The following is a 20,613-nucleotide window of genomic DNA, read 5'->3' on the forward strand; positions in this document are numbered from 1 at the left end:
AGCGACGTGACGCGACCGTTCGAGGGCGTGAAGATCCTGGACTTCACGCAAGTGCTGGCCGGCCCCTATGCGAGCTACCAGCTCGCGTTGCTCGGGGCCGACGTCATCAAGGTCGAGCGGCGCGAGGGCGAGGACATGCGCCGCACGCCGCTCTCTCGTGAATGGGCCGAGCGCGGGCTGGCGCCGGCGTTCCAGGCCATCAACGGCAACAAGCGCAGCCTGACGCTCGACCTGCAAAAGCCCGACGCGATCGCGATCGTGAAGAAGCTTGCGGCGACCGTCGACGTCGTCATGGAAAACTTCCGTCCGGGCGTGATGGACAAGCTCGGCATCGGCTACGAAGCACTGTCGGCGATCAATCCAAAACTGATCTATTGCGCGGTGTCCGGCTTCGGCCAGACCGGGCCGGATCGTTTGCGGCCCGGTTATGACGGCAAGATGCAGGCGCTGTCAGGCATCATGGCGATCACCGGCCATCCCGAAACAGGACCGACGCGCGCGGGCTTTGCCGTGTGCGACGTGCTCTCGGGCGCGACCGCCGCGTTCGGCGTGTCGAGCGCGCTCTACCAGCGCGACCGCACCGGCAAGGGCCAGTTCATCGACGTCTCCATGCTTGAGGCGACGATGGCGTTTCTCTCGGGCCAGATCGCGGACTGGTCGGTCGCCGGTCATCGCCAGCAGCTGTCAGGCAACCAGGCGGTGAGCCGCCGGACCACGGCGAATTTGTTCAGATGCGGCGACGGCCACATCCTGCTCGCCGTCAACAACGAGAAGCAGTACCGCGCGCTGATGGCCGCGCTCGGGCGCGAGGACACGCTGTCGGATCCGCGCTTCGCCGACTGGTTTTCGCGCAACGAGAACGAGCCGGCGCTGCGCGCCATCATCGAGGAAGCGCTCGCCGCCAAGCCCGCGCGCGAGTGGGAGACGATTTTGGAAGATGCGGGCGCGCCCTGCGCCAGCATCTGGAAGGTCGAGGAGGTCATCGACCACCCGCAGATCAAGGCCCGAGGCGCCATTCAAGAACTGGATACGCCCTACGGCCGCCTGCGCTTCGCCGGCAGCGGATTCAAGCTCGCTCATGGTGGTGGCAAATTGGATCGGATGGCGCCGGAGCTCGGCGCGGATACGGATGCGGTGCTGGGCGAGCTGGGATTCGATGCGGCGGAGATTGCGGCGCTGAGGGCAAAGGAGATTGTGTGAGGGTAGCGCCTCGCGCTCCGCTGCCGTCCCGGACAAGCGAAGCGCAGATCCGGGACCCATAACCACAGGATCAGGTTTGGCGAAGACTCGTGGTTACCAGCTCGCGCCAAATTTCTCCCTGTGGTTATGGGTCCCGGGCTCGCGCTACGCGCGCCCCGGGACGACAGCGGAGTGGGTGGCGGCAGCGCGCCTAGAACAACGAGCCCTGCCCGTCATCCACCGAACCGGCGGCAACCTTCCGCACCGCCTTCCTGGGCCTCACCGCCTCGGCTTCCGCCTCCATCTCCTCCGCGCTGATCGGCAACAGCAATTGCTCGTCGTCGTTGACGACGCGGTTGACGCGGGTGGAGACCGGGTGCCAGGCGAATTCGCCGATGCGCGGGCCCCTCATCAGCGGCAACACGCCATCGACCTCGTCGCCGCGGATGTCGAGCCAGCGCTCGAAATCGCGCGGGCCGATGGTGACGGGGACGCGGTCATGCAGCGCGGCCAGATCCTCGCCCGCCGCCGCCGTGACGATCGCGACCGTGTCGAGCTCCTCGCCGTTCGGGCCGAGCCAGGTCTCGAACACCGCGGCGAAGCCGAGCGGCTCGCCGTCGGCGCGGCGGATGAAGAAGGGCTGCTTGCGGCCGTCGATCGACTTCCATTCGTAATAGCCGTCGGCCGGGATCAGACCGCGGCGCCGGCGAATCGCGCGTTTGAAGGCGGGTTTCTCCAGCACCGTCTCCGAACGCGCGTTGATCAAGAGCGTAAATCCCTTGGGGTCCTTCACCCAGCTCGGCAGCAATCCCCAGCGCATCAGGCGGAAATGGCGGGCGCCGTTCTCGACCAAAACGACCGGAATCGGTTGTGTCGGAGCGACATTGTACCGTGGCGGGAAATTCGGCTGCTCGATGTAGCCGAATAGTTGCCGTAAAGCCGCGGGGGCTGAAGTTATGACGAAGCGTCCACACATCCTTGGGCCAATATAGGGTCCGTTGATGTCCTTTTAACCCCGAACCTTAACACTGCGGCAGATGAGCTCAACGGCCTCCAAACCCGCGCGGACGCATGTACAGACGGGCCCCGAGGCCGCCGCCTGGGCCGAGCGGCTGCGCGTGGCCAACATCAATCCGCGGACCGGGCTTGCCACCGACTATCTCAACCATTTCAATGAAGCCGTGATGCTGCTGGAAATGGTGCCGGATATGCCGGAATGCGCGGAAGACTTCTTGACCTGGTCGCCGCTCTCCTATGCCGAGCATTTCACGGCATCGAATTTCAAGGCGCGGGATCTGGCCATTGAGGCCTATGAGAAGGCCGATCCGAACGTCCGCGCCCAGTTCGACCACATCACCGACACCATGACCTCGATTCTAACAGCGGTCGGCTCGGCCATGCGCGAGGTCGAGAAGGATTCGACCCGGGTTCGCCTCGCCGAGCAGGCCGCCCTCTGGGTCAAGCCGCTGATCGCGGCCTGCGGCGGCATCATCAATGGCGGCGCGGAGGCCGACGTCGACACCATCATGGCGAATTAAGCCGTGTCCGCGGTCGCCCAGCCCACCCATCCCCAGATCGCGGTCAGCGCGGCCATCTTCCGCGACGGCAAGGTGCTGCTGACCCGCCGCGCCCGCTCCCCCGCCAAAGGGTTCTATTCGCTGCCCGGCGGCCGGGTCGAGTTCGGCGAATCGCTGCACCAGGCCCTCGCCCGCGAAGTTGACGAGGAAACCGGGCTCGAGATCGAGATCATCGGCCTTGCCGGGTGGCGCGAGGTGCTGCCGGCCGCGCCCGGCGCCGGCCATTATCTGATCATGTCCTTTGCCGCCCGCTGGGTGGCCAGGGAACCGTCCCTGAACGACGAGCTCGACGATTACCGCTGGATCGCCCCGAATGCCCTGGGCAGCCTGGGCGACCTCAAGATGACCGGAGGGCTGGAGGAGGTCATCCAGTCCGCCGCGCGCCTGATCGGCCCCTGACCGCCCGCCTTGCGTCCTCAGCCCTGAGGGGGCATACACCCCGCCGATGTCCACGCGATTTCTGGCCATTTTTGCCCTGATCCTCGCCTGCGCCTCGGTGCCCACGAGGGCCCAGGACGTGGCAGCGCCGTTTGACGCCGATTTGCAGCGGCTGGCGGAGATCCTCGGCGGCCTGCACTATCTGCGTGGCATCTGCGGGTCCAACGAGGGCAACAAATGGCGCAGCGAGATGCAGGCGCTGATCGATGCCGAGACCCCCTCGGGCGAGCGCCGCACCCGCATGATCGCCGGCTTCAACCGCGGCTATAACGGCTTCCAGCAGACCTACCGGAGCTGCACGCCGGCAGCGACCGTGGCGATCCGCCGTTACATCGAGGAAGGCTCGAAGATCTCGCGGGATCTCACGGCGCGTTACGCGAACTGAGTTCGCGCCGTCATTCCGGGGTGCGCGTAGCGCGAGCTATGATGCGCAATTGCGCATCTGAGAATCCATTGGGCCGCAGAGTTGGTGGCGTGATGGATTCCGGGCTCGCGACTTCGTCGCGCCCCGGAATGACGGCGACCGGAACCCTGTCATCGTCTTTGTTCACAGCCGTTAACCGTTCTTAAAGATGTGGCCTAGCGGGCGTTAATACGCGTGCTACACCTCATCTGCAGCGCATCGCCGTGGATCGCGCCCCAGCCCTGATCGAGTTTCATGAGCCAGCCGATTTCCTACGCCCCCGCCCGCGCGCCGCTGCCCGATCACGAGCAGAAACAGGCCGCACTGAGCTACCTCAACGAGGCCTGGGCCGAAGCACGCCATGACGGCGTCGACGGCGACTGCCTGGCGCAGGCGAGCCTGTTCGCGGCCTTCGCCGAGCTCGTCGGCACCTATGGCGAGGACGCGGTGGCGAAGTTCGTCGAGGGTTTTCCCGGCCGCATCCGCAACGGCGAATTCTCGGTCACGCTCGCAAGGCAATAAGCACTTTTCGAAAATGACCCCGCCGCATGGGCGGGGCCAGTCTACGGATGAATGACTTTGCTAGAGATCGCGAAGTCTGCTGCGTTTATCGCACGAAAGCCGCCTCTCCCCGACAAGCATTAGTCTCGCCACGACCGGGAGATGTTCCCGCAGCGATCGGGAATGTGCGCCCGTCCCTCACGGCTCGATCTTGAGCGTCGCTTTCATGTTGGGATGATAGCGGCAGTAATACTCCACCGTTCCCGCCCTCTTCAGAACCGATGTCGCCGACTTCTTCGGCGGCAAGGTCACGTCGAAATCGCCGTTCTTTGCATTGGCGGTGTGGGCGAAGACGTCCTTGTTGATCCACGTGATGGTGTCGCCGACCCTCGCCGACACCTCGGCCGGCGAGATCACGAGATTCTCCATCGTGATCTCGATCGTCGCGGCGCGCGCCGGGACGACCATCGCCGCGACGACAAGCGCGATGGAGATCGAACACAGCCGTCCCGACATCATGACGCGCTCCTCACTTCAGCTCGGCCGCGACATGCTCGGCGTGCTGCTGATGGCCCTGAAAGATCTTCAGGCCCGTCTGCAACAGACCCTTCAGCTCGGCATTGCTGGCGGACGGAATGAGCTGGGTCTCCAGCGCGCCGTTGACCGCCTTGTGGTAGGCGACCTCGTTGGCGACATAGGCCTTGTCGAACGCCGCGCCGCTCAGCTTGTCGAGCTCGGCCAGCTTGTCGCTTGCCTGCTTCGACAGCGCCTTGCTGGTGTCGTTGTCTTCAGGGGTGACGTTGAGCTTCTTGACCAGCGCCAGTGCCTGCTTGTTGACCGCTTCGTGGTCACGCAGCATGTCCTCGGCGAACGCCTTGACGTCCTTGTTCTTCGCTTTCTTCTGCGCCTGCTTGGCGGCGTTGATATCGATCACGCCGGCGGTGTAGGCGATGTGCGCGATCTGCGGATCGGTCGGCTTGTCCGCCGCGCTCGCCCCTTGCAGCAGCACGGGGCTCGACAACAGAATGGCTGCGGCGGCCGCCGCGCTCCAACGGATGAACATGGTTTGACACTCCTGTGCTGCCGGACGGTTTTGCCGGTGTTGCTTCACAGGAATTGGATGGGACTATCGCGCAAACGTTCCCGAAAATTGTTCAACCGCCGACACCGAGCCGCTTCAGCACCGCCTCGGTCAGACGCTCGCAGCGCCAGCCGGCAAACGGGAACGCGTCCATCATCACCGGGCCGATCTCCTTCTCGACATTCTCGCGCAGCATGGTGCGGGCGCGGTGCAGCCGCGTCTTCACGGTCTCGGGCTTCACGCCGAGCAGATCGGCGGTCTCCTCGATGTTCATGCCCTCCATGACGCGCGCGACGAACACCATGCGGAATACATCCGGCAACTCGTCGATGGCGCGTTCGACGACGCGCTGGATTTCACGTTGGGCCATGGTCCTTTCCGGATCGCCTGCGGGAGAAACGGGAAACTTGATGATCTGCGCCTCGAGCGCCGCTTCCGGCACCGCGCCGAGCTCGACAAACGGCCTGGTGCTGCGCACCCGGCCGAGCGCCTCGTTGATCGCGATGCGCGACAACCAGGTCGACAGCCCGGACTCGCCCCTGAAGCCGTCGAGATGGGTGAAGGCGCGGACATAGGTTTCCTGCACCACGTCCTCGGCTTCGCTATCGCTGCGCAGGATGCCGCGCGCGAGGCGGTAGAGCCTGCGGTTATTGGCCTGCATGATCTCGCGCAGCGCCGCCTCGTCGCGGCCCCGGGCGCGGTCGATCAGCTCGGCTTCGGACGCCCGGATTTCCGGGGTTTTTGCGCCGGCGGACAGGCCGGCTGCGATCCGTTGCATGGCGGTCACCTGCTTGTTTCCGTTGCTTTCGGACATTGGATGCAGGCCGAGGGAAAAGGTTCCCGACTTTTTCACCCTTCCCTGGAGGGTAAGAAGCCCTAATCCGTCTCGATCGGCAGTGACGGGTCCCTCGCCCATTCGCCCATCGAGGCGTCGTACAGCGTCAGCTTGTCGTAGCCGAGCTGCGTCAGCATGAGCAGGTCGATCGTCGCCGAGATGCCGCCGCCGCAATAGCAGATCACGGTCTTGTCGCGCGTGACGCCTGCCGCAACGAATTTCGCCTCGGCGTCCGCCAGCGTCGTCAGCGTCTTGTCGGCATTGGCGAGCGTCGCCGCCGGGACGTTGACACTGCCGGGCACGCGGCCGGGCCGGCCGTAGCGGCTCGGCTCGAGGCCCTGATGAAACTGCGGCCCGAGCGCATTGACGATCACGGTCGAGGGATCGCCGATCCGCGCCTTCACGGTGTTCTTGTCGACGAAAAAGCCGGCGCGCGGCGTCGCCTTGAGGGTCGTCGCCGGATAGCCCTTCGGTGCGCCAGTCTCGATCGGCCGCCCCTCGCCCTTCCATTTGTCGAGGCCGCCGTCGAGCACGCGTGCATCGACGCCGAGCGAGCGCAGCATCCACCAGAACCGCGTCGACCACATCATGGTGCCGATGCTGTAGAGCACGATGGTCTTGGACGCATCGAGGCCGTGACGGCCGAAGGCGGCCTCCAGCTGGGGCACATCGGCCATCATGAAGAGCGGTCCTGCGGAGGTGTCGGAGAACTCACCTTGCAAATCGAGGGAATCGGCGCCGGGGATGTGGCCGGCCGCAAACGTCTTGTCGCCGGGGACGGCGCGATACGGCACGTCGCTGCCCGGCGGCACCGGCTCGTTGTAGGTCGTGCAATCGTAGAGGCGGAGATTGGGATCGCCGAGAATGGCGGCGAGTCGCTCGGTGGTGATGACAGATGCCGTTTGGCTCATTGTCGTGTCCTCCCTGCTGAGGACACTTTAGACTTCTCCGCCCGTTATTGCGAGCGCAGCGACTTGTCCGCCGAAGCCTTTAGCGAAGGCGGAAGCAATCCAGAGTCTCTCCGTCGAGGGATTCTGGATTGCTTCGTCGCAAGGGCTCCTCGCAATGACGAGGATGGCGCGTACGCCCCCGACAGAAGCGCCCTACTGCTTCAGCGTCTCCAGAAACCGCACGGGCTCGCCCTGCGAGGCCGTCACCAGTTCGCCCTGCCACATCACGCGGCGGCCGCGGATGAAGGTGCCGACGGGCCAGCCGGTGACGCGGACGCCGTCATACGGCGTCCAGCCGGCCTTGGAGGCCACCCATTTGTTGGTGATGGTCTCGGTGCGCTTCAAGTCGACAATCGTGAAATCGGCGTCGTAGCCGGCGGCGATGCGGCCCTTGCAGGCCATGTTGTAGAGACGCGCGGGGCCGGCGCTGGTGAGATCGACGAAACGCGCGAGAGAAAGCCGACCGGCATTGACGTGATCGAGCATCAGCGGCACCAGCGTCTGCACGCCGGTCATGCCGGAGGGCGAAGCGGGATAGGTCTTCTGCTTCTCTTCCAGCGTATGCGGCGCATGGTCGGAGCCGAGCACGTCGATGATGCCCTGCTCGATACCGCGCCAGATGCCGGCGCGGTGATCGGCGCCGCGCACCGGCGGGTTCATCTGCGCGAGCGTGCCGAGCCGCTCGTAGCATTCGGGCGCGACCAGCGTGAGATGGTGCGGCGTCGCCTCGCAGGACGCGACGTCCTTGTGGTCGCGCAGGAATTCGATCTCTTCCTTGGTCGAGATGTGCAGCACGTGGATGCGCTTGCCGGTCTCATGCGCGAGCTTGACCAGGCGCTGCGTCGCCATCAGCGCGGCGGTCTCGTCGCGCCAGACCGGATGCGAGCGCGGGTCGCCCTCGATACGGAGCGACTTGCGGTCGTTGAGGCGGTATTCGTCCTCGGCGTGGAAGGCCGCGCGGCGGCGGATCACCTGAAAAATGCGGCGCAGGCTCTCGTCGTCCTCCACCAGCAGCGCGCCGGTCGAGGAGCCGATGAACACCTTGACGCCGGCGCAGCCCGGCGCGCGCTCCAGCACCGGCAGGTCCTGCACGTTCTCGCGGGTGCCGCCGATGAAGAAGGCGAAATCACAATGCATGCGGTGGTGGGCGCGCTTCACCTTGTCGGTGAAGCTGGCCTCCGTCACGGTCAGCGGAGACGTGTTCGGCATCTCGAACACGGCGGTGACGCCGCCCATGACGGCGCTGCGCGAGCCGGTCTCGAGGTCTTCCTTCTGCTCCAGCCCGGGCTCGCGGAAATGCACCTGCGTGTCCATCACGCCGGGCAGGATGTGGAGACCCTTGCAGTCGATCACCTCGGCCGCGGACGCTTGCGACAGCGGACCCAGCTCGGCGATGCGACCATTGGTGATGCCGATATCGCGAACACCCTCGCCGTCCTGGTTGACGACGGTGCCGCCCTTGAGGATCACATCGAAACGCTGGGTCATGGCTTGAGGCCTCTCTCATCCCCAAGCGCAGGGCTTGAGGTCTTGTCGTTTATGCCTTGCGGGCTTACGTTCCGGAGCACCATGTCGCAAGAGATTTTCGCATGAAATCAGCGTTTCTTCCCGACCGAGCCGTGATCAAGGTCGCGGGCGATGACGCGCGCAACTTCCTCAACGGCCTCATCACCACCGATATCGACAGGCTCAAGCCGGGCCTCGGGCGATTCGGCGCGCTGCTGACGCCGCAGGGCAAGATCATCGTGGATTTCCTGATCACGGAGGTGCCCCCAGGCCATGGCGGCGGGTTCCTGATCGACTGTCCGAAGGCGCTGGCAGAGAACCTCGCCACCAAGCTGAAATTCTACAAGCTGCGCGCCAAGGTGACGGTGGAAAACCTCGATCTCGGTGTGCTCGCCGCCTGGGACGGCCAGCCCGCTGCGCAGCCGGACCTCGCCTTCGCCGATCCGCGCAATGCCGAGCTCGGCACCCGCATCCTGATCCCGGAAGATCTCAAGCAGAAACTGTCGGACCTGATCGGTGCTGAGCTGGTCGATGCCGCCGAGTACGAGGCGCACCGGATCGCACTCGGCGTGCCGCGGGGCGGGCTCGATTTCATGTACAGCGATGCGTTCCCGCACGAGACCAACATGGATCGTCTCGCCGGCGTCGATTTCGACAAGGGCTGTTATGTCGGCCAGGAGGTCGTCTCGCGCATGCAGCATCGCGGCACCGCGCGCACCCGCAGCGTCAAGGTGCTGCTCGATGATCTCCCCCCGGAGGCCGGCGTCAGCGTCATGGCCGGCGACAAGTCGGTCGGCACGATGGGCTCGTCGGCGCAAGGCAAGGGCATCGCGCTGGTGCGCATCGACCGCGTCGCCGATGCGCTCGATGCGGGCCAGCCGCTCACCGCCGGCGGCCTCACTGTGAGGCTCGCCGAACCCGACGTCGTCCGTGTTCCCGCAAAGCAGCCCACGACATGAGCCGAGCCCCGCGCCTTCATCCCGACGGAAAAACCCGCTGTCCCTGGCCCGGCGAAGACCCGCTTTATGTCGCCTATCACGACACCGAATGGGGTGTGCCGGAGTATGACGACCGCGCGCTCTATGAGAAGCTGATCCTCGACGGTTTTCAGGCCGGCCTGTCCTGGATCACGATCCTGCGCAAGCGCGACAATTTCCGCAAAGCCTTTGACGACTTCCAGCCCGAGAAGATCGCGCGCTACACCGACAAGAAGGTGCACGCGCTGATGAACGACGTCGGCATCGTGCGCAACCGCGCCAAGATCGACGGCACGATTTTGAGCGCGAAATCGTATCTCGACATCATGGAGAAGGGCCCCGGCTTCTCGAAGCTGCTGTGGGACTTCATGGGCGGAGGGCCCAAGGTCAACAATTTCAAGACCAGCGCCAGCGTGCCGGCCTCGACGCCGCTGTCGGTGCAGATCTCGAAAGAGCTGTCCTCGCGCGGCTTCAAATTCGTCGGCCCGACCATCGTCTACGCCTTCATGCAGGCGACCGGCATGGTCAACGACCATCTGGTCGACTGCCATTGCCACGCGACCTGCAGCAAGCTGCAGCGCAAGCCGCGCCTCAAGGCCAAATGACCGCGAAGAAGACCGCACGCGGCGCGGAGTCCCGCGCCTGGCAGCGCATGCTGTCGGGCCGGCGGCTCGATCTGCTCGATCCCTCCCCGCTCGATGTCGAGATCGCCGACATCGCGCATGGGCTGGCGCGCGTCGCGCGCTGGAACGGGCAGACCACCGGTGCGCACATCTTCTCGGTCGCGCAGCACACGCTGCTGGTGGAGACCGTGCTGCGGCACGAGATGCCGCGCGTCGATGAGCGCATGCGGCTTGCCGCGCTGCTGCACGATGCACCCGAATATGTCATCGGCGACATGATCTCGCCGTTCAAGGCGGTGCTCGACGGCCATTACAAGGCGGTCGAGAAGCGCCTGCTCGGCGCCATCCACATCCGCTTCGGCCTGCCGCCGGCGCTGCCGGACGAGATCACGCAGGCCATCAAGGCCGCCGATCGCGGCGCGGCTTACCTGGAGGCGACCGAGCTTGCCGGCTTCAGCGAGAGCGAGGCCAAGCGCCTGTTCGGCAAGGATCCCGGCCTCTCCGACAGCGTCCGGCGCGACTATCTCACGCCCTGGACCGCGGCACGGGCCGAGAAGCAGTTTCTGGAGCGGTTTGGCGCTGTGTTTGCGCAAGTGCCGTAGGGTGGGCAAAGGCGCGCTTGCGCCGTGCCCGCGTCCTTTCGCGTTTGCGACAAAGGTGGTGGGCACGCTTCGCTTTGCCCACCCTACGGCCGCGGTTATAATCAAGAAAAAGGTCCGCCATGATCCACGTCTGTTCCCTCGCCGCCCTTCCCGAAACCGTCCGCCTCACCAGGGCCAGCCATGTGCTGACCGTGATGGCCAATGTCGAGCAGGTGGCGCGGCCGGTGTCCGTGCTGCCGGCCAACCATCTCAAGGTGTCGATGGACGACATCACCGAGGAGATGGACGGCTTTGTCGCGCCGTCGGAAGCGCATATCGACCAGGTGCTGAATTTCGTGCGCGGCTGGGACCGCGCTGCGCCGCTGGTGGTGCATTGCTATGCCGGCATCAGCCGCTCCACCGCGAGCGCGTTCGCCGCGGTGTGCGCGCTCAATCCGGAGCGCGACGAGATCGAGATCGCAAAGAAGATCCGCGCCGCCTCACCGATCGCCTCGCCGAACCGGCGCATCGTCGGCCTTGCCGACCGCGCATTGGGGCGCAACGGCCGCATGCTGCGCGCACTCGACGAGATGGGCCCGGGCGCGATGATGGTCGAAGGCCGCCCCTTCGTGATCGAACTCGAATGACAGCTGCGATCATCATCGCATGAGCGACAAGCTGCTGACGCCGATCGAGATCGGCCTGACCGCGGCGATCGTCGCGATCGAGGATCACGAGCCGCTGATCCTGACCGCGCGCGGCAGTGACGGGCTCGCCGGCCTGCCGTTCGGCCCGTTCGATGCGCTGAGCCACCGCACCTTCGAGATCGGCCTGCGCGCCTGGGTCGAGGCGCAGGCGGGCTTAAGGCTCGGCTATGTCGAGCAGCTCTACACGTTCGGCGATCGCGGCCGCCATGCCGAGGCCGCCGACACCGGCGCGCATATGGTCTCCATCGGCTATCTCGCGCTGACGCGCGCCGTCGGCGGCGAGTTGGCCGCTGATGGCGCGAGCTTCGAGCCGTGGTACCGCTTCCTGCCCTGGGAAGACTGGCGCGAGGAGCCGCCCGCGATCATCGCGCGCGACATCATCCCGGAGCTGACCAAATGGGCCGAAGAGGAAACGCCGGAGACCACGCGCGCGTTGCCGCGGAAGGATCGCGTGCGATTCTATTTCGGCCTCGACGGCGCGCCCTGGGACGAGGAGCGCGTGCTCGACCGCTACGAGCTGCTCTACGAGGCCGGGCTGGTCGAGGAAGCCCGGCGCGACGGCCGTCCTGCGGCATTAGCGCGCAAGACCCTCCCCGCGCTCGGCACCTCCATGCGGTTCGACCACCGCCGGATTCTCGCCACGGGGATCGCGCGGCTGCGCGCAAAACTGAAGTATCGTCCTGTGGTGTTTGAACTTTTGCCTGCCGAGTTCACACTTACCGAATTGCAGTACACGGTGGAGGCCATCTCCGGCCGGCACCTGCACAAGCAGAATTTCCGCCGTCTGGTCGAAACCGAAGCCCTGGTCGAACCGACCGGGGCGATGTCGACACAGACGGGCGGACGTCCGGCGGCGCTCTACCGCTTCCGCCGCGACGTGCTCCAGGAGCGGCCCGCGCCGGGCTTGCGCGTCCGCTCCCGGCGCTAGATCCTAGGATTTGTGGGACCGGCCCCTGCCCGCCGGTTGCCGGGAGGCTTCATGTTCGACGGCCCGTTTGACGTCTTTGCGCTGATCATTGCGATCGTCGCCTTCCTGGTCGCGATCAAGGCCTCGAGCCAGGCGGCCGAGCTGCGCCGCAAGCTGAACACGCTCGAAGAGATGCTTTACGCGCAGCGGCAGGTGCAGCCGCCGCCGCTAATGCCCGCGCAGGTGCAGGCCGAGGCGCCCACAACGGCCGCAGCCGAGCCGCCGCCGCTTGCGCCGGAAGCAGAGCAGGCACCGCCTTCGCCCGTCGCCGAAGAGGTTGCACCGCCTCCGCTCGAAGCGAGCAGCGAGGCCGCCGCACCTCCGCCTCCGCCACCTTTGCCCGCGCCGGCGCCCGGCTTCGAGGAGCGGCTCGGCACGCGCTGGGTGGTGTGGATCGGCGGCCTTGCGCTCGCGCTCGGCGGCTTCTTCATGGTGCGCTATTCGATCGAGGCTGGCCTGCTCGGCCCAGGCGTGCGCGTGTTCCTCGGCGGCCTGTTCGCAGCCGCACTGCTGGGCGCCGGCGAATGGTCGCGGCGCAAGGAGAGCATCTCCAACATCCAGGCGCTGCCGATCGCCAACATCCCCGCGATCCTCACCGCGGCCGGAACCGCAGTGGCGTTCGCGACCATCTATGCCGCCTACGCGCTCTACGGCTTCCTCGTGCCTGCCACGGCCTTCGTGCTGCTCGGCATCGTCGCGATGGGCACGCTCGCCGCGGCTCTGCTGCACGGACCCGCGCTCGCCGGCCTCGGCGTGGTCGGCGCCTTCGCAACGCCGATCCTCGTCTCCAGCGGCAAGCCGGATTATTGGGCGCTCTACATCTATCTCGCCATCGTCACCGCCGCGAGCTTTGGCCTCGCCCGTATCCGGCTGTGGCGCTGGCTTGCGGTCACCACCATCGCCTTTGCCGTGCTGTGGGTCTTCCCGGGCCTCGACACCAGCGATCTGCAGGTCGCGCCGCACGCCTTCCATGTCATCGCGGGCTTCGTGCTCGCCGCGCTGCTGGTCGTCTGCGGCTTCATGTTCGGCCCGACCATCGAGGACGGCGAGATCGAACCGGTGTCGTCGAGCTCGCTCGGCGCCTATCTGTTCGGCGGCATGCTGATCGTGCTGTCGAGCGCGCACGCGGATCTCGCGCTGATCGCCTACACGCTGCTGGTCGGCGGGACGCTGTTCGTGGCCTGGCGTGCACCGTCCACGACTGGCGCGCTCGGCGCGGCCGCGGCCACAGTCTTCATCGTGTTCGCCGAATGGGCGGTGCGCGCCAACCCTGACATGCTGGTGCTGCCGGGCGGCCCGATGCCCGGCGTCGGACCCGTCGCGACCGATAGTTCGGTGACGCTGCATCTGGTGATGGCCGCGATCTTCGCCGCCGGCTTCGGCATCTCTGGCTTTTTCGCGCAGGGCCGCTCGAACTCCCCGATCATTCCCGTGGTGTGGTCGGCGGCGGCGGTCGCGACGCCGATCGCGATCCTCGTTGCGCTCTATGCGCGCATCGCCCATCTCGACCGCTCGATTCCGTTCGCGATCCTCGCTGTGCTGCTCGCCGCCGCCTTTGGCGCTGCGACCGAAGCCCTCAGCCGCCGCGAAGACCGGCCGGGCGCTCCGACCTCCATCGCGCTGTTCGCGACCGGCACGCTCGGCGCGCTGGCGCTGGCGCTGACGTTTGCGCTGGAGAAGGGCTGGCTCACCATTGCGCTGGCGCTGATGTCGCTCGGCACCGCCTGGATCTCGCTGCAGCGGCCGATCCCGGTGCTGCGCCGGCTCGCCGCCATCTTCGCCGCGATCGTCACCGCGCGTATCGTCTACGATCCGCGCATCGTCGGCGATGCCGTCGGCACCACGCCGATCTTCAACTGGCTGCTGTGGGGCTACGGCCTGCCGGCCGCCTCGTTCTGGGGCGCGAGCATCTTCCTGCGCCGCCGCGCCGACGATGCGCCGCTACGCGTGGTCGAAGCCGCCGCGATCCTGTTCACCGCGCTGCTCGCCTTCGCTCAAATCCGCCACCTTGCGACCGGCGGCGACATGATTGCGGCGCCGTCGCTGCTCGAATGCGCGCTGCAGGTCTGCGTCTCGCTCGCCATGGCGATCGGGCTGGAACGCCTGCGGCTGCGCAGCCGCAGCGTCGTGCACAATGTCGGCGCGATCGTGCTCACCGCGATCGCCGGCATCATCAGCCTGTTCGGCCTCCTGATCCTGGAGAACCCGCTGATCTGGCACATCGATGTCGGCGGCGCCGTGTTCAACCTGCTGCTGCTCGGCTACGCGCTGCCGGCAGTGCTGATGCTGCTGCTCTCCTATGCCGTGGTCGGCGAACGCGGCAAGGTCTACGCCAACACCATTGCGTGCGGCGCGCTGCTGTTTGCGCTCGCCTATGTCACGCTGACGATCCGCCGCTTCTATCACGGCCCGATTCTCTCGACAGGACCGACGACAGGCGCGGAGCAATATACCTATTCGATCGGCTGGCTCGCCTTCGGCGTGGTGCTGCTCGGCGTCGGTATTCTGGTCAATTCGGAGCGGGCGCGGCTGGCGTCGGCCGCGGTGATCGCGCTGACGATCCTGAAGGCCTTCGTGATCGACATGTCGACCCTGACAGGCGTCTACCGCGCGCTGTCGTTCATGTGCCTTGGTGTCGTGCTGGTCGCGATCGGCTGGCTCTACCAGCGCATCCTGTTCCGGCGGCAGGTCACGCCGCCGGCTCCGCAGACGGGAAGCTGAAGAATCAAGCCGCGCGGACCGAATCCAGGAACTGCGCGACCTCGACCTTGAGGCGGGTGCTGTCGGTTGCCAGCGATTTAGCCGCGGACAGCACCTCGACCGAGGCCTCGCCGGTCTCGATCGCGCCCCGCTGCACGTCGGTGATGTTCGACGAGACCTCCTGCGTGCCGACCGAGGCCTGCTGGACGTTGCGCGAGATCTCCTGCGTGGCCGCGCCCTGCTCCTCGACGGCGGCCGCAATCGCTGAGGACACTTCCGACAGCCGCTCGATGGTGCCGCCGATCTCCTGGATGGCGCTGACGGATTCCTGCGTCGCGGCCTGGATGCCTGAGACCTGCGCGCCGATCTCGCCGGTCGCCTTCGCGGTCTGCTCGGCCAGCGCCTTGACTTCGGACGCGACGACCGCGAAGCCGCGGCCGGCTTCGCCCGCCCGCGCCGCCTCGATGGTCGCGTTCAGCGCGAGCAGATTGGTCTGGCCCGCGATGGTGTTGATGAGCTCGACGACGTCGCCGATGCGCGAGGCCGCCTGGGACAGCGCGTTGACGCGCTCGTTGGTGCGCGCGGCCTGCTCGACGGCTTCCGCGGCCATCCGCGCCGAATCCTGCACGCGGCGGCTGATCTCGGTGATGGAGGACGACAACTCCTCCGAGGCGGATGCCACGGCCTGGACGTTGGTGGAGGCTTCCTCTGAGGCCGCGGCAACCACGGTCGCGAGCTCCTGGCCGCGCTGCGCCGTGCCGGTCAGCGTCGTCGCGGATGCCTCGAGCTCGGTCGACGCCGCAGAGACGGTGCCGACGACCTCGCCGATCATCGCCTCGAACTTGCGGGTGATGGCATCGACGCGGCGGCCGCGCTCGATCTTGGCTTCGGCATCGGCCGCGGCGGCCTGGTCGGCGGCTCGCTTGGCGATCAGCGCTTCCTTGAAGATCTGCAGCGCATCCGCCATCGAGCCGATCTCGGTCTTCTCGCCGCGATGCGGCACGTCGGCCGAGAGATCGCCCTCGCCGAGCGACTGCATCGGCTTGATGATCGAGGCAATGCCGCGCGACACGTCGCGCACGAGATAATAGGCCGCGCCGATCGCGATCACGACCGAGAACACGATGATCCCGACCAGCACGCGGAAGATCATGGCGTAGCTGTCGGCCGCCTGCTTGGTTTCGATCTCGGCGCCGCGGTTGTTGAGCTCGATGCCCCTCTGGAGCAACGGGTCGGCCGCCTGGGCCATCTTCGCGACCTTGGTCTGCAGCAGCTCGTTGGCGTCGGTCGGGAACTTGCCGGGGCTCTTGCGCGACAGCGCCATCACGTCCTGCACGCCGCTCAAATAGTCCGCCCACGCCTTGGTCCACTGCTCGTAGAGCGAACGCTCCTCGGCGGTGGTGATCAGCGGCTCGTAGACCTTGCGGGTCTGGTCGATGCGCGCCTGCAGCGAGGCGAGGCGCTTCTCGGCCGCCTCCTTGCCTTCAGCCGTGTCCTGCATCAGATGCAGGCGGAGCGCGACGCGCAGCTCGTTGATGTCGGCCCGCATCGAGCCGAGCGCCCGCACGCTGGGCAGCCAGCTCTCCGCGATTTCGACCGTGTGCGAGTTGATGTTCTGCATGGTGCCGATCGCGGTCACGCCGACGCCGGCGAGCGAGAGCACGAGGACCGACAACACGGTCAGAAGCTTGAAGACGATCGACAACTTCGACATCACGACAAATCCCGATGATACCCAGCAACGCACAAGTGATCCGCGCCGCCGCCGTCGCGACGGACGACAGGGACGGGAGTCATTCCAACAATGCTGGCTGGTTCTTATCCGGTAAGATTGCGCACATAGTTGCAAACAGGCGTTAACAGGAACCTACGTGGAACTACGGAATTCGCTGGCGCCGCTGTTTGTTTCGCAATCATGCGTTGCAACGCAGCAAACGTCGCGCCGTGCCGCACCAGCGCACCCCACTTCACGCAATGCCATGCCGACCGGGCAGCTCGGGCGCTTACGCCGCGCGCTTGCGCAGCTTTCACGTGCAGTGATCGCCGCTTCTCGAATTTGAGCGCATGGGCATCCGTTAACGCCCATCGCTTCCTTCATGGCCGTCAGCACATCTTCTCGCCGACCAGGCTGACGCGGAAGACCGGCTTCTTGTTCTCGTCGAGCAGCTCCATGCTCCACTTGGCATTCGGCCTCATGTTGCGCGAGATGCTGCCGAGCAGATTGGCGCAGACCTCGGTCATCTCGGCCCAGGCGGCTGCGCGGTCCTCGAACTCGTAGGGCTGGTCGGCCGCACCGGAATAGCGACCGGTGCTGATGCGAAAGAAGTACAGCGACATCGTAGAACCCTTGCGCCCCCCGGCCCTGGGCAAACTGGGGCGCAAGTCGCTACCAACGCATGAAAGCCGCCGTCCGTATGACTACGGCGCAGCGGCTTCGCGATCGATGGGCGCTTTCAATGGCAGGGTGCGCGAGCGGTCTCGCGCAGCCAGCTCACTGGGTGGAGCGGCGTAGTTCCAGCGGGGCCTCGCCCTTGCCGGGCTCCGACCTGGCTTCGGACTTCACCGGCTCGAGGCGACCGCTGTCGACCCGCGGCGTCTCGACGCGCGCGGCGACCTCGGTGTTCGACGCGCCGACCGAACCGGTGTGCTCCGACGAACGCAGCGAGCGCGGACGCGCCACGGCGCGTGCCATCAGCATCTGGTTGCCGCCCTGGTGGTGGAAGTCGCAATAGGCGAAGCCCATGCCGGAGACCGATCCGCGGAAGCTGCGGTCGTCGGTCTTTTCAAGGTTGAAACAGGGCTCGAACGGGATGCCCTTGATCGAAGCGCAGACGTTCTGGCCGCGAATCTGGAGCGTGTTACCGGGCAGGCGGAGATGTTTCACCGGGCCCGAGCCCGAGAACTGCACGGCCCCGGCAGCGCCCATGTCGTCGAGGATGCGACCTGCGCCGCGGGTGCCGTCGAAGCAGGTGAAAGCGAATACCTTGCCGGCGACGAAGCGGCGCGCCTCGTCAGCATTCATGCTTCCAGCAATGGCCGGCGCAAACGTCGCTGCCGCCGTGACAGCCCCCAACACAATACGCGCAAGCATGCTCTACTCCGAACTAACCCCCGCAGCGGGCGATGCCTTATCTCTTTACCCGCTGCTTACCATACTAACCATGGCGACATTGAAGCAGCTTGGTTGGTAAAGTCTGAACGCCGTTAGAGAATTTTTACCACGATGCGGCCGCGGACCTGGCCGGCGAGGATTTTCGCGCCCCATTCCGGGACTTCGCCCAGCGCGATTTCATGAGTGATTTCAGATAGTTTTGTCCGGTCCAGATCGGACGCCAGACGCTGCCAGGCAGCTTTTCGCGGCTCGATCGGGCACATCACGGAATCGATGCCGAGAAGGCACACTCCACGCAAAATGAAGGGTGCGACCGAAGACGGCAGGTCCATACCGGCCGCAAGACCGCAGGCGGCGATCGCCCCGCCGTACTTCGTCATCGACAGCAGATTCGCGAGCGTGGTCGAGCCGACGCTGTCCACGCCGCCCGCCCAGCGCTCCTTGGCGAGGGGCTTTGCCGGCGCTGACAGCTCGTTGCGGTCGATGATCTCGGCCGCGCCGATCTCTTTCAGGTAGTCCGCCTCCGCGGCACGGCCGGTCGAGGCGATGACGTGGTAGCCGAGCTTGGACAGCACCGCGGTGGCGACCGAGCCGACGCCACCGGCCGCGCCCGTCACCACGACGGGGCCACTCTTAGGCGACAGGCCGTGCTTTTCCAGCGCCAGCACGGACAGCATTGCGGTGAAACCGGCCGTGCCGATCGCCATGGCGTCGCGCGTCGAGAGCCCCTGGGGCAAGGCGACCAGCCAGTCGCCCTTCACCCGCGCCTTCTCGGCATAGGCGCCGAGATGGGTCTCGCCCATGCCCCAGCCGGTGCAGACGACCTTGTCGCCCGCCTTCCACTGCGGATGCGAGGAGGCTTCGACCGTGCCGGCGAAATCGATGCCGGCGATCATCGGGAAGCGACGCACCACCGGCGCCTTGCCGGTGAGCGCAAGACCATCCTTGTAGTTCAGCGTCGACCATTCGACGCGGACGGTGACGTCGCCGTCCATCAGCTCGGCTTCGTCGAACTGCGTAAGCTGCGCGGTGGTGCCCTTGTCCGCCTTGTCGATCCGGATCGCCTTGAATGTGGCCACGACTGCACTCCCTGACTTGTTTGTCGGGGATGTTTAGCCGATCAGGCAGGCTGCGCAACCGCCCGCTGGACCGGTTTCTCGACGATCGGAAGATTGATCAGCGCGGAGAGCACGCCGAACAGGATCGAGAGCCACCAGATCGGCGTGTAGGAACCGAACTTTTCGAACACGATGCCCCCTAACCAGACGCCGAGGAAACCGCCGACCTGATGGCTGACGAAGGCGAAGCCATAGAGCGTGGCAAGCCAGCGCGTGCCGAACATCAGCGCCACCAGCGCCGAGGTTGGCGGCACCGTCGACAGCCAGGTCAGGCCGGAGATGGCGCCAAACGCGATTGCCGAGAACGGCGTGATCGGGAACGAGATGAAGGCCAGCGTCGCCAGCGCGCGGGTGAAATAGATCGACGAGAGGATGTAGCGCTTGGGCAAGCTATTCTGGAGATAGCCGACGCTGAGCGAGCCGATGATGTTGAACAGGCCGATCGCCGCGATGACCCAGCCTCCGGTTTGCGTCGAGATGCCGCGATCGACCAGGAAGGCCGGCAGATGCACGGTGATGAAGGCGAGCTGGAAGCCGCAGGTGAAGAAGCCGAGCACCAGGAGCACGTAGGAGCGATGGCCGAAGGCTTCGGAGAGCGCCTTCGTAAACGTCTGCTCGTCCGCGGGCACCGTGTTGGCCGTGGTCGTGACCGGCGGCGTCGAGAGCGCCAGCGACAGCGGGATGATCAGCAGCATCAGGAAGCCGAACACGGTCAGCGCCTGCTGCCAGCCGAAATTGTCGATCAGCGCGACGCCGATCGGCGCGAACAGGAACTGGCCGAACGAGCCCGCCGCCGTGCCGGCGCCGAGCGCGAGGCCGCGCTTCTCGGCCGGCAACAGCTTTGTGAACGCCGACAGCACCAGGTTGAACGAGCAGCCGGCAAGACCGAAGCCAACCATGACGCCCGCCCCCAGGTTGAGCGACAGCGGCGTCGAGGAATAGCGCATTAGCAAGAGACCGCCGGCATAGAGCAGCGCGCCGACGCACATCACGCGGAACAGGCCGAAGCGATCGGCGACCGCGCCGGCGAGCGGCTGGCCCAATCCCCACAACAGGTTCTGCACGGCGATCGCGAGGCCGAACACGTCGCGGCCCCAGGCGAACTCATGGCTCATCGGCTGCACGAAGAAGCCGAGCGCCGAGCGCGGGCCGAAGCCGAGCATGCCGATGGCGCAGCCGCAGAGAATGATGATCGCCGGTGTGCGCCAGGAGGAGGAACGTGAAGCCGGACCGAGCTCGCCCACTTGCGTCGACATGGTGTTCCTCATCTGTCGTTGGCGGTCCGGAATAGGTCACCGCGAGTCAGCCGTTTAATGCAGATGCATGAAAATCCCAAGTCAAAAGTGATTGCGTTCCAC

At 66.1% G+C, this 20,613-nt stretch carries 22 protein-coding genes; 11 read left to right on the forward strand and 11 right to left on the reverse strand.

The window, feature by feature from the left end; translation table 11 throughout:
* The first annotated feature begins 6 nt into the window (after positions 1–6).
* Positions 7–1,200: a CaiB/BaiF CoA transferase family protein gene (locus RAD16_RS19325; protein ID WP_458159490.1), complete on the forward strand. Its 1,194-nt coding sequence runs from the start codon at positions 7–9 to the stop codon at positions 1,198–1,200.
* A gap of 190 nt (positions 1,201–1,390) precedes the next feature.
* Here the strand turns inward: RAD16_RS19325 and RAD16_RS19330 are convergent, their stop codons facing one another.
* Positions 1,391–2,155 carry an SOS response-associated peptidase gene (locus RAD16_RS19330; RefSeq protein WP_458159491.1) on the reverse strand — a complete coding sequence of 255 codons (765 nt, stop codon included), beginning with the start codon at positions 2,153–2,155 and terminating at the stop codon, positions 1,391–1,393.
* Between the two features lie 61 nt (positions 2,156–2,216).
* Here RAD16_RS19330 and RAD16_RS19335 point away from each other — a divergent pair, with 61 nt between their 5' ends.
* The 4 genes from RAD16_RS19335 (at position 2,217) to RAD16_RS19350 (ending at position 4,119) form a co-directional block, all read left to right on the forward strand.
* Entirely contained in the window at positions 2,217–2,717 is a 501-nt protein-coding gene (locus RAD16_RS19335; protein WP_458159492.1) for a hypothetical protein, read from the forward strand.
* Between the two features lie 3 nt (positions 2,718–2,720).
* A complete protein-coding gene (locus RAD16_RS19340; protein WP_458159493.1) occupies positions 2,721–3,155 on the forward strand; it encodes an NUDIX hydrolase in 435 nt (144 codons plus the stop codon).
* A 46-nt stretch (positions 3,156–3,201) separates the two neighbouring features.
* Positions 3,202–3,579 (forward strand): TIGR02301 family protein, encoded by a 378-nt coding sequence (locus RAD16_RS19345; protein ID WP_011085347.1) that lies wholly within the window; start codon positions 3,202–3,204, stop codon positions 3,577–3,579.
* Between the two features lie 273 nt (positions 3,580–3,852).
* Positions 3,853–4,119, forward strand: coding sequence for a hypothetical protein (locus RAD16_RS19350; protein ID WP_200453665.1), 267 nt, complete (start codon positions 3,853–3,855; stop codon positions 4,117–4,119).
* 177 nt (positions 4,120–4,296) lie between these two features.
* Here RAD16_RS19350 and RAD16_RS19355 read toward each other — a convergent pair whose 3' ends face one another.
* The 5 genes from RAD16_RS19355 to RAD16_RS19375 all read right to left on the reverse strand — a co-directional run bounded on the left by RAD16_RS19355 (position 4,297) and on the right by RAD16_RS19375 (position 8,452).
* Positions 4,297–4,617, reverse strand: a complete 321-nt coding sequence (locus RAD16_RS19355) for a cupredoxin domain-containing protein (protein WP_458159494.1) — start codon at positions 4,615–4,617, stop codon at positions 4,297–4,299.
* 10 nt (positions 4,618–4,627) lie between these two features.
* Positions 4,628–5,161 carry a DUF4142 domain-containing protein gene (locus RAD16_RS19360; RefSeq protein WP_458159495.1) on the reverse strand — a complete coding sequence of 178 codons (534 nt, stop codon included), beginning with the start codon at positions 5,159–5,161 and terminating at the stop codon, positions 4,628–4,630.
* A gap of 91 nt (positions 5,162–5,252) precedes the next feature.
* A complete protein-coding gene (locus RAD16_RS19365; protein ID WP_458159496.1) occupies positions 5,253–5,957 on the reverse strand; it encodes an RNA polymerase sigma factor in 705 nt (234 codons plus the stop codon).
* 98 nt (positions 5,958–6,055) lie between these two features.
* Positions 6,056–6,925 (reverse strand): sulfurtransferase, encoded by an 870-nt coding sequence (locus tag RAD16_RS19370; protein WP_458159497.1) that lies wholly within the window; start codon positions 6,923–6,925, stop codon positions 6,056–6,058.
* A gap of 192 nt (positions 6,926–7,117) precedes the next feature.
* A complete protein-coding gene (locus tag RAD16_RS19375; RefSeq protein ID WP_458159498.1) occupies positions 7,118–8,452 on the reverse strand; it encodes a dihydroorotase in 1,335 nt (444 codons plus the stop codon).
* Positions 8,453–8,553: 101 nt separating this feature from the next.
* Here RAD16_RS19375 and ygfZ point away from each other — a divergent pair, with 101 nt between their 5' ends.
* The 6 genes from ygfZ to RAD16_RS19405 all read left to right on the forward strand — a co-directional run bounded on the left by ygfZ (position 8,554) and on the right by RAD16_RS19405 (position 15,046).
* A complete protein-coding gene (gene ygfZ, locus RAD16_RS19380; protein ID WP_458159499.1) occupies positions 8,554–9,429 on the forward strand; it encodes a CAF17-like 4Fe-4S cluster assembly/insertion protein YgfZ in 876 nt (291 codons plus the stop codon).
* Positions 9,426–10,052 carry a DNA-3-methyladenine glycosylase I gene (locus RAD16_RS19385; RefSeq protein ID WP_458159500.1) on the forward strand — a complete coding sequence of 209 codons (627 nt, stop codon included), beginning with the start codon at positions 9,426–9,428 and terminating at the stop codon, positions 10,050–10,052. The genes ygfZ and RAD16_RS19385 overlap by 4 nt, the downstream gene beginning before the upstream one ends.
* Entirely contained in the window at positions 10,049–10,672 is a 624-nt protein-coding gene (locus RAD16_RS19390) for a YfbR-like 5'-deoxynucleotidase (RefSeq protein ID WP_458159501.1), read from the forward strand. The genes RAD16_RS19385 and RAD16_RS19390 overlap by 4 nt, the downstream gene beginning before the upstream one ends.
* Positions 10,673–10,791: 119 nt before the next feature.
* Positions 10,792–11,298, forward strand: coding sequence for a tyrosine phosphatase family protein (locus tag RAD16_RS19395; protein ID WP_458159502.1), 507 nt, complete (start codon positions 10,792–10,794; stop codon positions 11,296–11,298).
* A 19-nt stretch (positions 11,299–11,317) separates the two neighbouring features.
* On the forward strand, positions 11,318–12,286 hold the full coding sequence (locus RAD16_RS19400) for an NUDIX hydrolase (RefSeq protein ID WP_458159503.1): 969 nt from the start codon (positions 11,318–11,320) through the stop codon (positions 12,284–12,286).
* Positions 12,287–12,337: 51 nt separating this feature from the next.
* Positions 12,338–15,046 carry a DUF2339 domain-containing protein gene (locus RAD16_RS19405; RefSeq protein WP_458159504.1) on the forward strand — a complete coding sequence of 903 codons (2,709 nt, stop codon included), beginning with the start codon at positions 12,338–12,340 and terminating at the stop codon, positions 15,044–15,046.
* A gap of 4 nt (positions 15,047–15,050) precedes the next feature.
* Here RAD16_RS19405 and RAD16_RS19410 read toward each other — a convergent pair whose 3' ends face one another.
* From RAD16_RS19410 to RAD16_RS19430, 5 genes are all read right to left on the reverse strand, one after another.
* Positions 15,051–16,739 (reverse strand): methyl-accepting chemotaxis protein, encoded by a 1,689-nt coding sequence (locus tag RAD16_RS19410; RefSeq protein WP_458159505.1) that lies wholly within the window; start codon positions 16,737–16,739, stop codon positions 15,051–15,053.
* 389 nt (positions 16,740–17,128) lie between these two features.
* The gene (locus tag RAD16_RS19415) at positions 17,129–17,362 is read right to left on the reverse strand and encodes a DUF6894 family protein (protein WP_458159506.1); all 234 of its coding nucleotides are present in this window, start codon (positions 17,360–17,362) and stop codon (positions 17,129–17,131) included.
* Positions 17,363–17,516: 154 nt separating this feature from the next.
* Positions 17,517–18,116, reverse strand: a complete 600-nt coding sequence (locus RAD16_RS19420) for a hypothetical protein (RefSeq protein ID WP_458159507.1) — start codon at positions 18,114–18,116, stop codon at positions 17,517–17,519.
* A 113-nt stretch (positions 18,117–18,229) separates the two neighbouring features.
* Positions 18,230–19,216, reverse strand: a complete 987-nt coding sequence (gene acuI, locus RAD16_RS19425) for an acrylyl-CoA reductase (NADPH) (protein WP_458159508.1) — start codon at positions 19,214–19,216, stop codon at positions 18,230–18,232.
* A gap of 41 nt (positions 19,217–19,257) precedes the next feature.
* Positions 19,258–20,511 (reverse strand): MFS transporter, encoded by a 1,254-nt coding sequence (locus RAD16_RS19430; RefSeq protein ID WP_458159509.1) that lies wholly within the window; start codon positions 20,509–20,511, stop codon positions 19,258–19,260.
* Between the last annotated feature and the right edge of the window lie 102 nt (positions 20,512–20,613).

This window comes from Bradyrhizobium sp. 18BD, assembly GCF_054185225.1.

Bases quoted from the DNA above. Each gene is read 5' to 3' on its own strand.
- RAD16_RS19360 (WP_458159495.1), bottom strand. From the start codon at position 5,161: ATGTTCATCCGTTGGAGCGCGGCGGCCGCCGCAGCCATTCTGTTGTCG.
- RAD16_RS19430 (WP_458159509.1), bottom strand. From the start codon at position 20,511: ATGTCGACGCAAGTGGGCGAGCTCGGTCCGGCTTCACGTTCCTCCTCC.
- ygfZ (WP_458159499.1), top strand. From the start codon at position 8,554: ATGAAATCAGCGTTTCTTCCCGACCGAGCCGTGATCAAGGTCGCGGGC.
- RAD16_RS19375 (WP_458159498.1), bottom strand. From the start codon at position 8,452: ATGACCCAGCGTTTCGATGTGATCCTCAAGGGCGGCACCGTCGTCAAC.
- RAD16_RS19370 (WP_458159497.1), bottom strand. From the start codon at position 6,925: ATGAGCCAAACGGCATCTGTCATCACCACCGAGCGACTCGCCGCCATT.
- RAD16_RS19355 (WP_458159494.1), bottom strand. From the start codon at position 4,617: ATGATGTCGGGACGGCTGTGTTCGATCTCCATCGCGCTTGTCGTCGCG.
- RAD16_RS19415 (WP_458159506.1), bottom strand. From the start codon at position 17,362: ATGTCGCTGTACTTCTTTCGCATCAGCACCGGTCGCTATTCCGGTGCG.
- RAD16_RS19365 (WP_458159496.1), bottom strand. From the start codon at position 5,957: ATGCAACGGATCGCAGCCGGCCTGTCCGCCGGCGCAAAAACCCCGGAA.
- RAD16_RS19420 (WP_458159507.1), bottom strand. From the start codon at position 18,116: ATGCTTGCGCGTATTGTGTTGGGGGCTGTCACGGCGGCAGCGACGTTT.
- RAD16_RS19410 (WP_458159505.1), bottom strand. From the start codon at position 16,739: ATGTCGAAGTTGTCGATCGTCTTCAAGCTTCTGACCGTGTTGTCGGTC.
- RAD16_RS19390 (WP_458159501.1), top strand. From the start codon at position 10,049: ATGACCGCGAAGAAGACCGCACGCGGCGCGGAGTCCCGCGCCTGGCAG.
- RAD16_RS19395 (WP_458159502.1), top strand. From the start codon at position 10,792: ATGATCCACGTCTGTTCCCTCGCCGCCCTTCCCGAAACCGTCCGCCTC.
- RAD16_RS19335 (WP_458159492.1), top strand. From the start codon at position 2,217: ATGAGCTCAACGGCCTCCAAACCCGCGCGGACGCATGTACAGACGGGC.
- RAD16_RS19345 (WP_011085347.1), top strand. From the start codon at position 3,202: ATGTCCACGCGATTTCTGGCCATTTTTGCCCTGATCCTCGCCTGCGCC.
- RAD16_RS19400 (WP_458159503.1), top strand. From the start codon at position 11,318: ATGAGCGACAAGCTGCTGACGCCGATCGAGATCGGCCTGACCGCGGCG.
- RAD16_RS19350 (WP_200453665.1), top strand. From the start codon at position 3,853: ATGAGCCAGCCGATTTCCTACGCCCCCGCCCGCGCGCCGCTGCCCGAT.
- RAD16_RS19385 (WP_458159500.1), top strand. From the start codon at position 9,426: ATGAGCCGAGCCCCGCGCCTTCATCCCGACGGAAAAACCCGCTGTCCC.
- RAD16_RS19405 (WP_458159504.1), top strand. From the start codon at position 12,338: ATGTTCGACGGCCCGTTTGACGTCTTTGCGCTGATCATTGCGATCGTC.
- RAD16_RS19330 (WP_458159491.1), bottom strand. From the start codon at position 2,155: ATGTGTGGACGCTTCGTCATAACTTCAGCCCCCGCGGCTTTACGGCAA.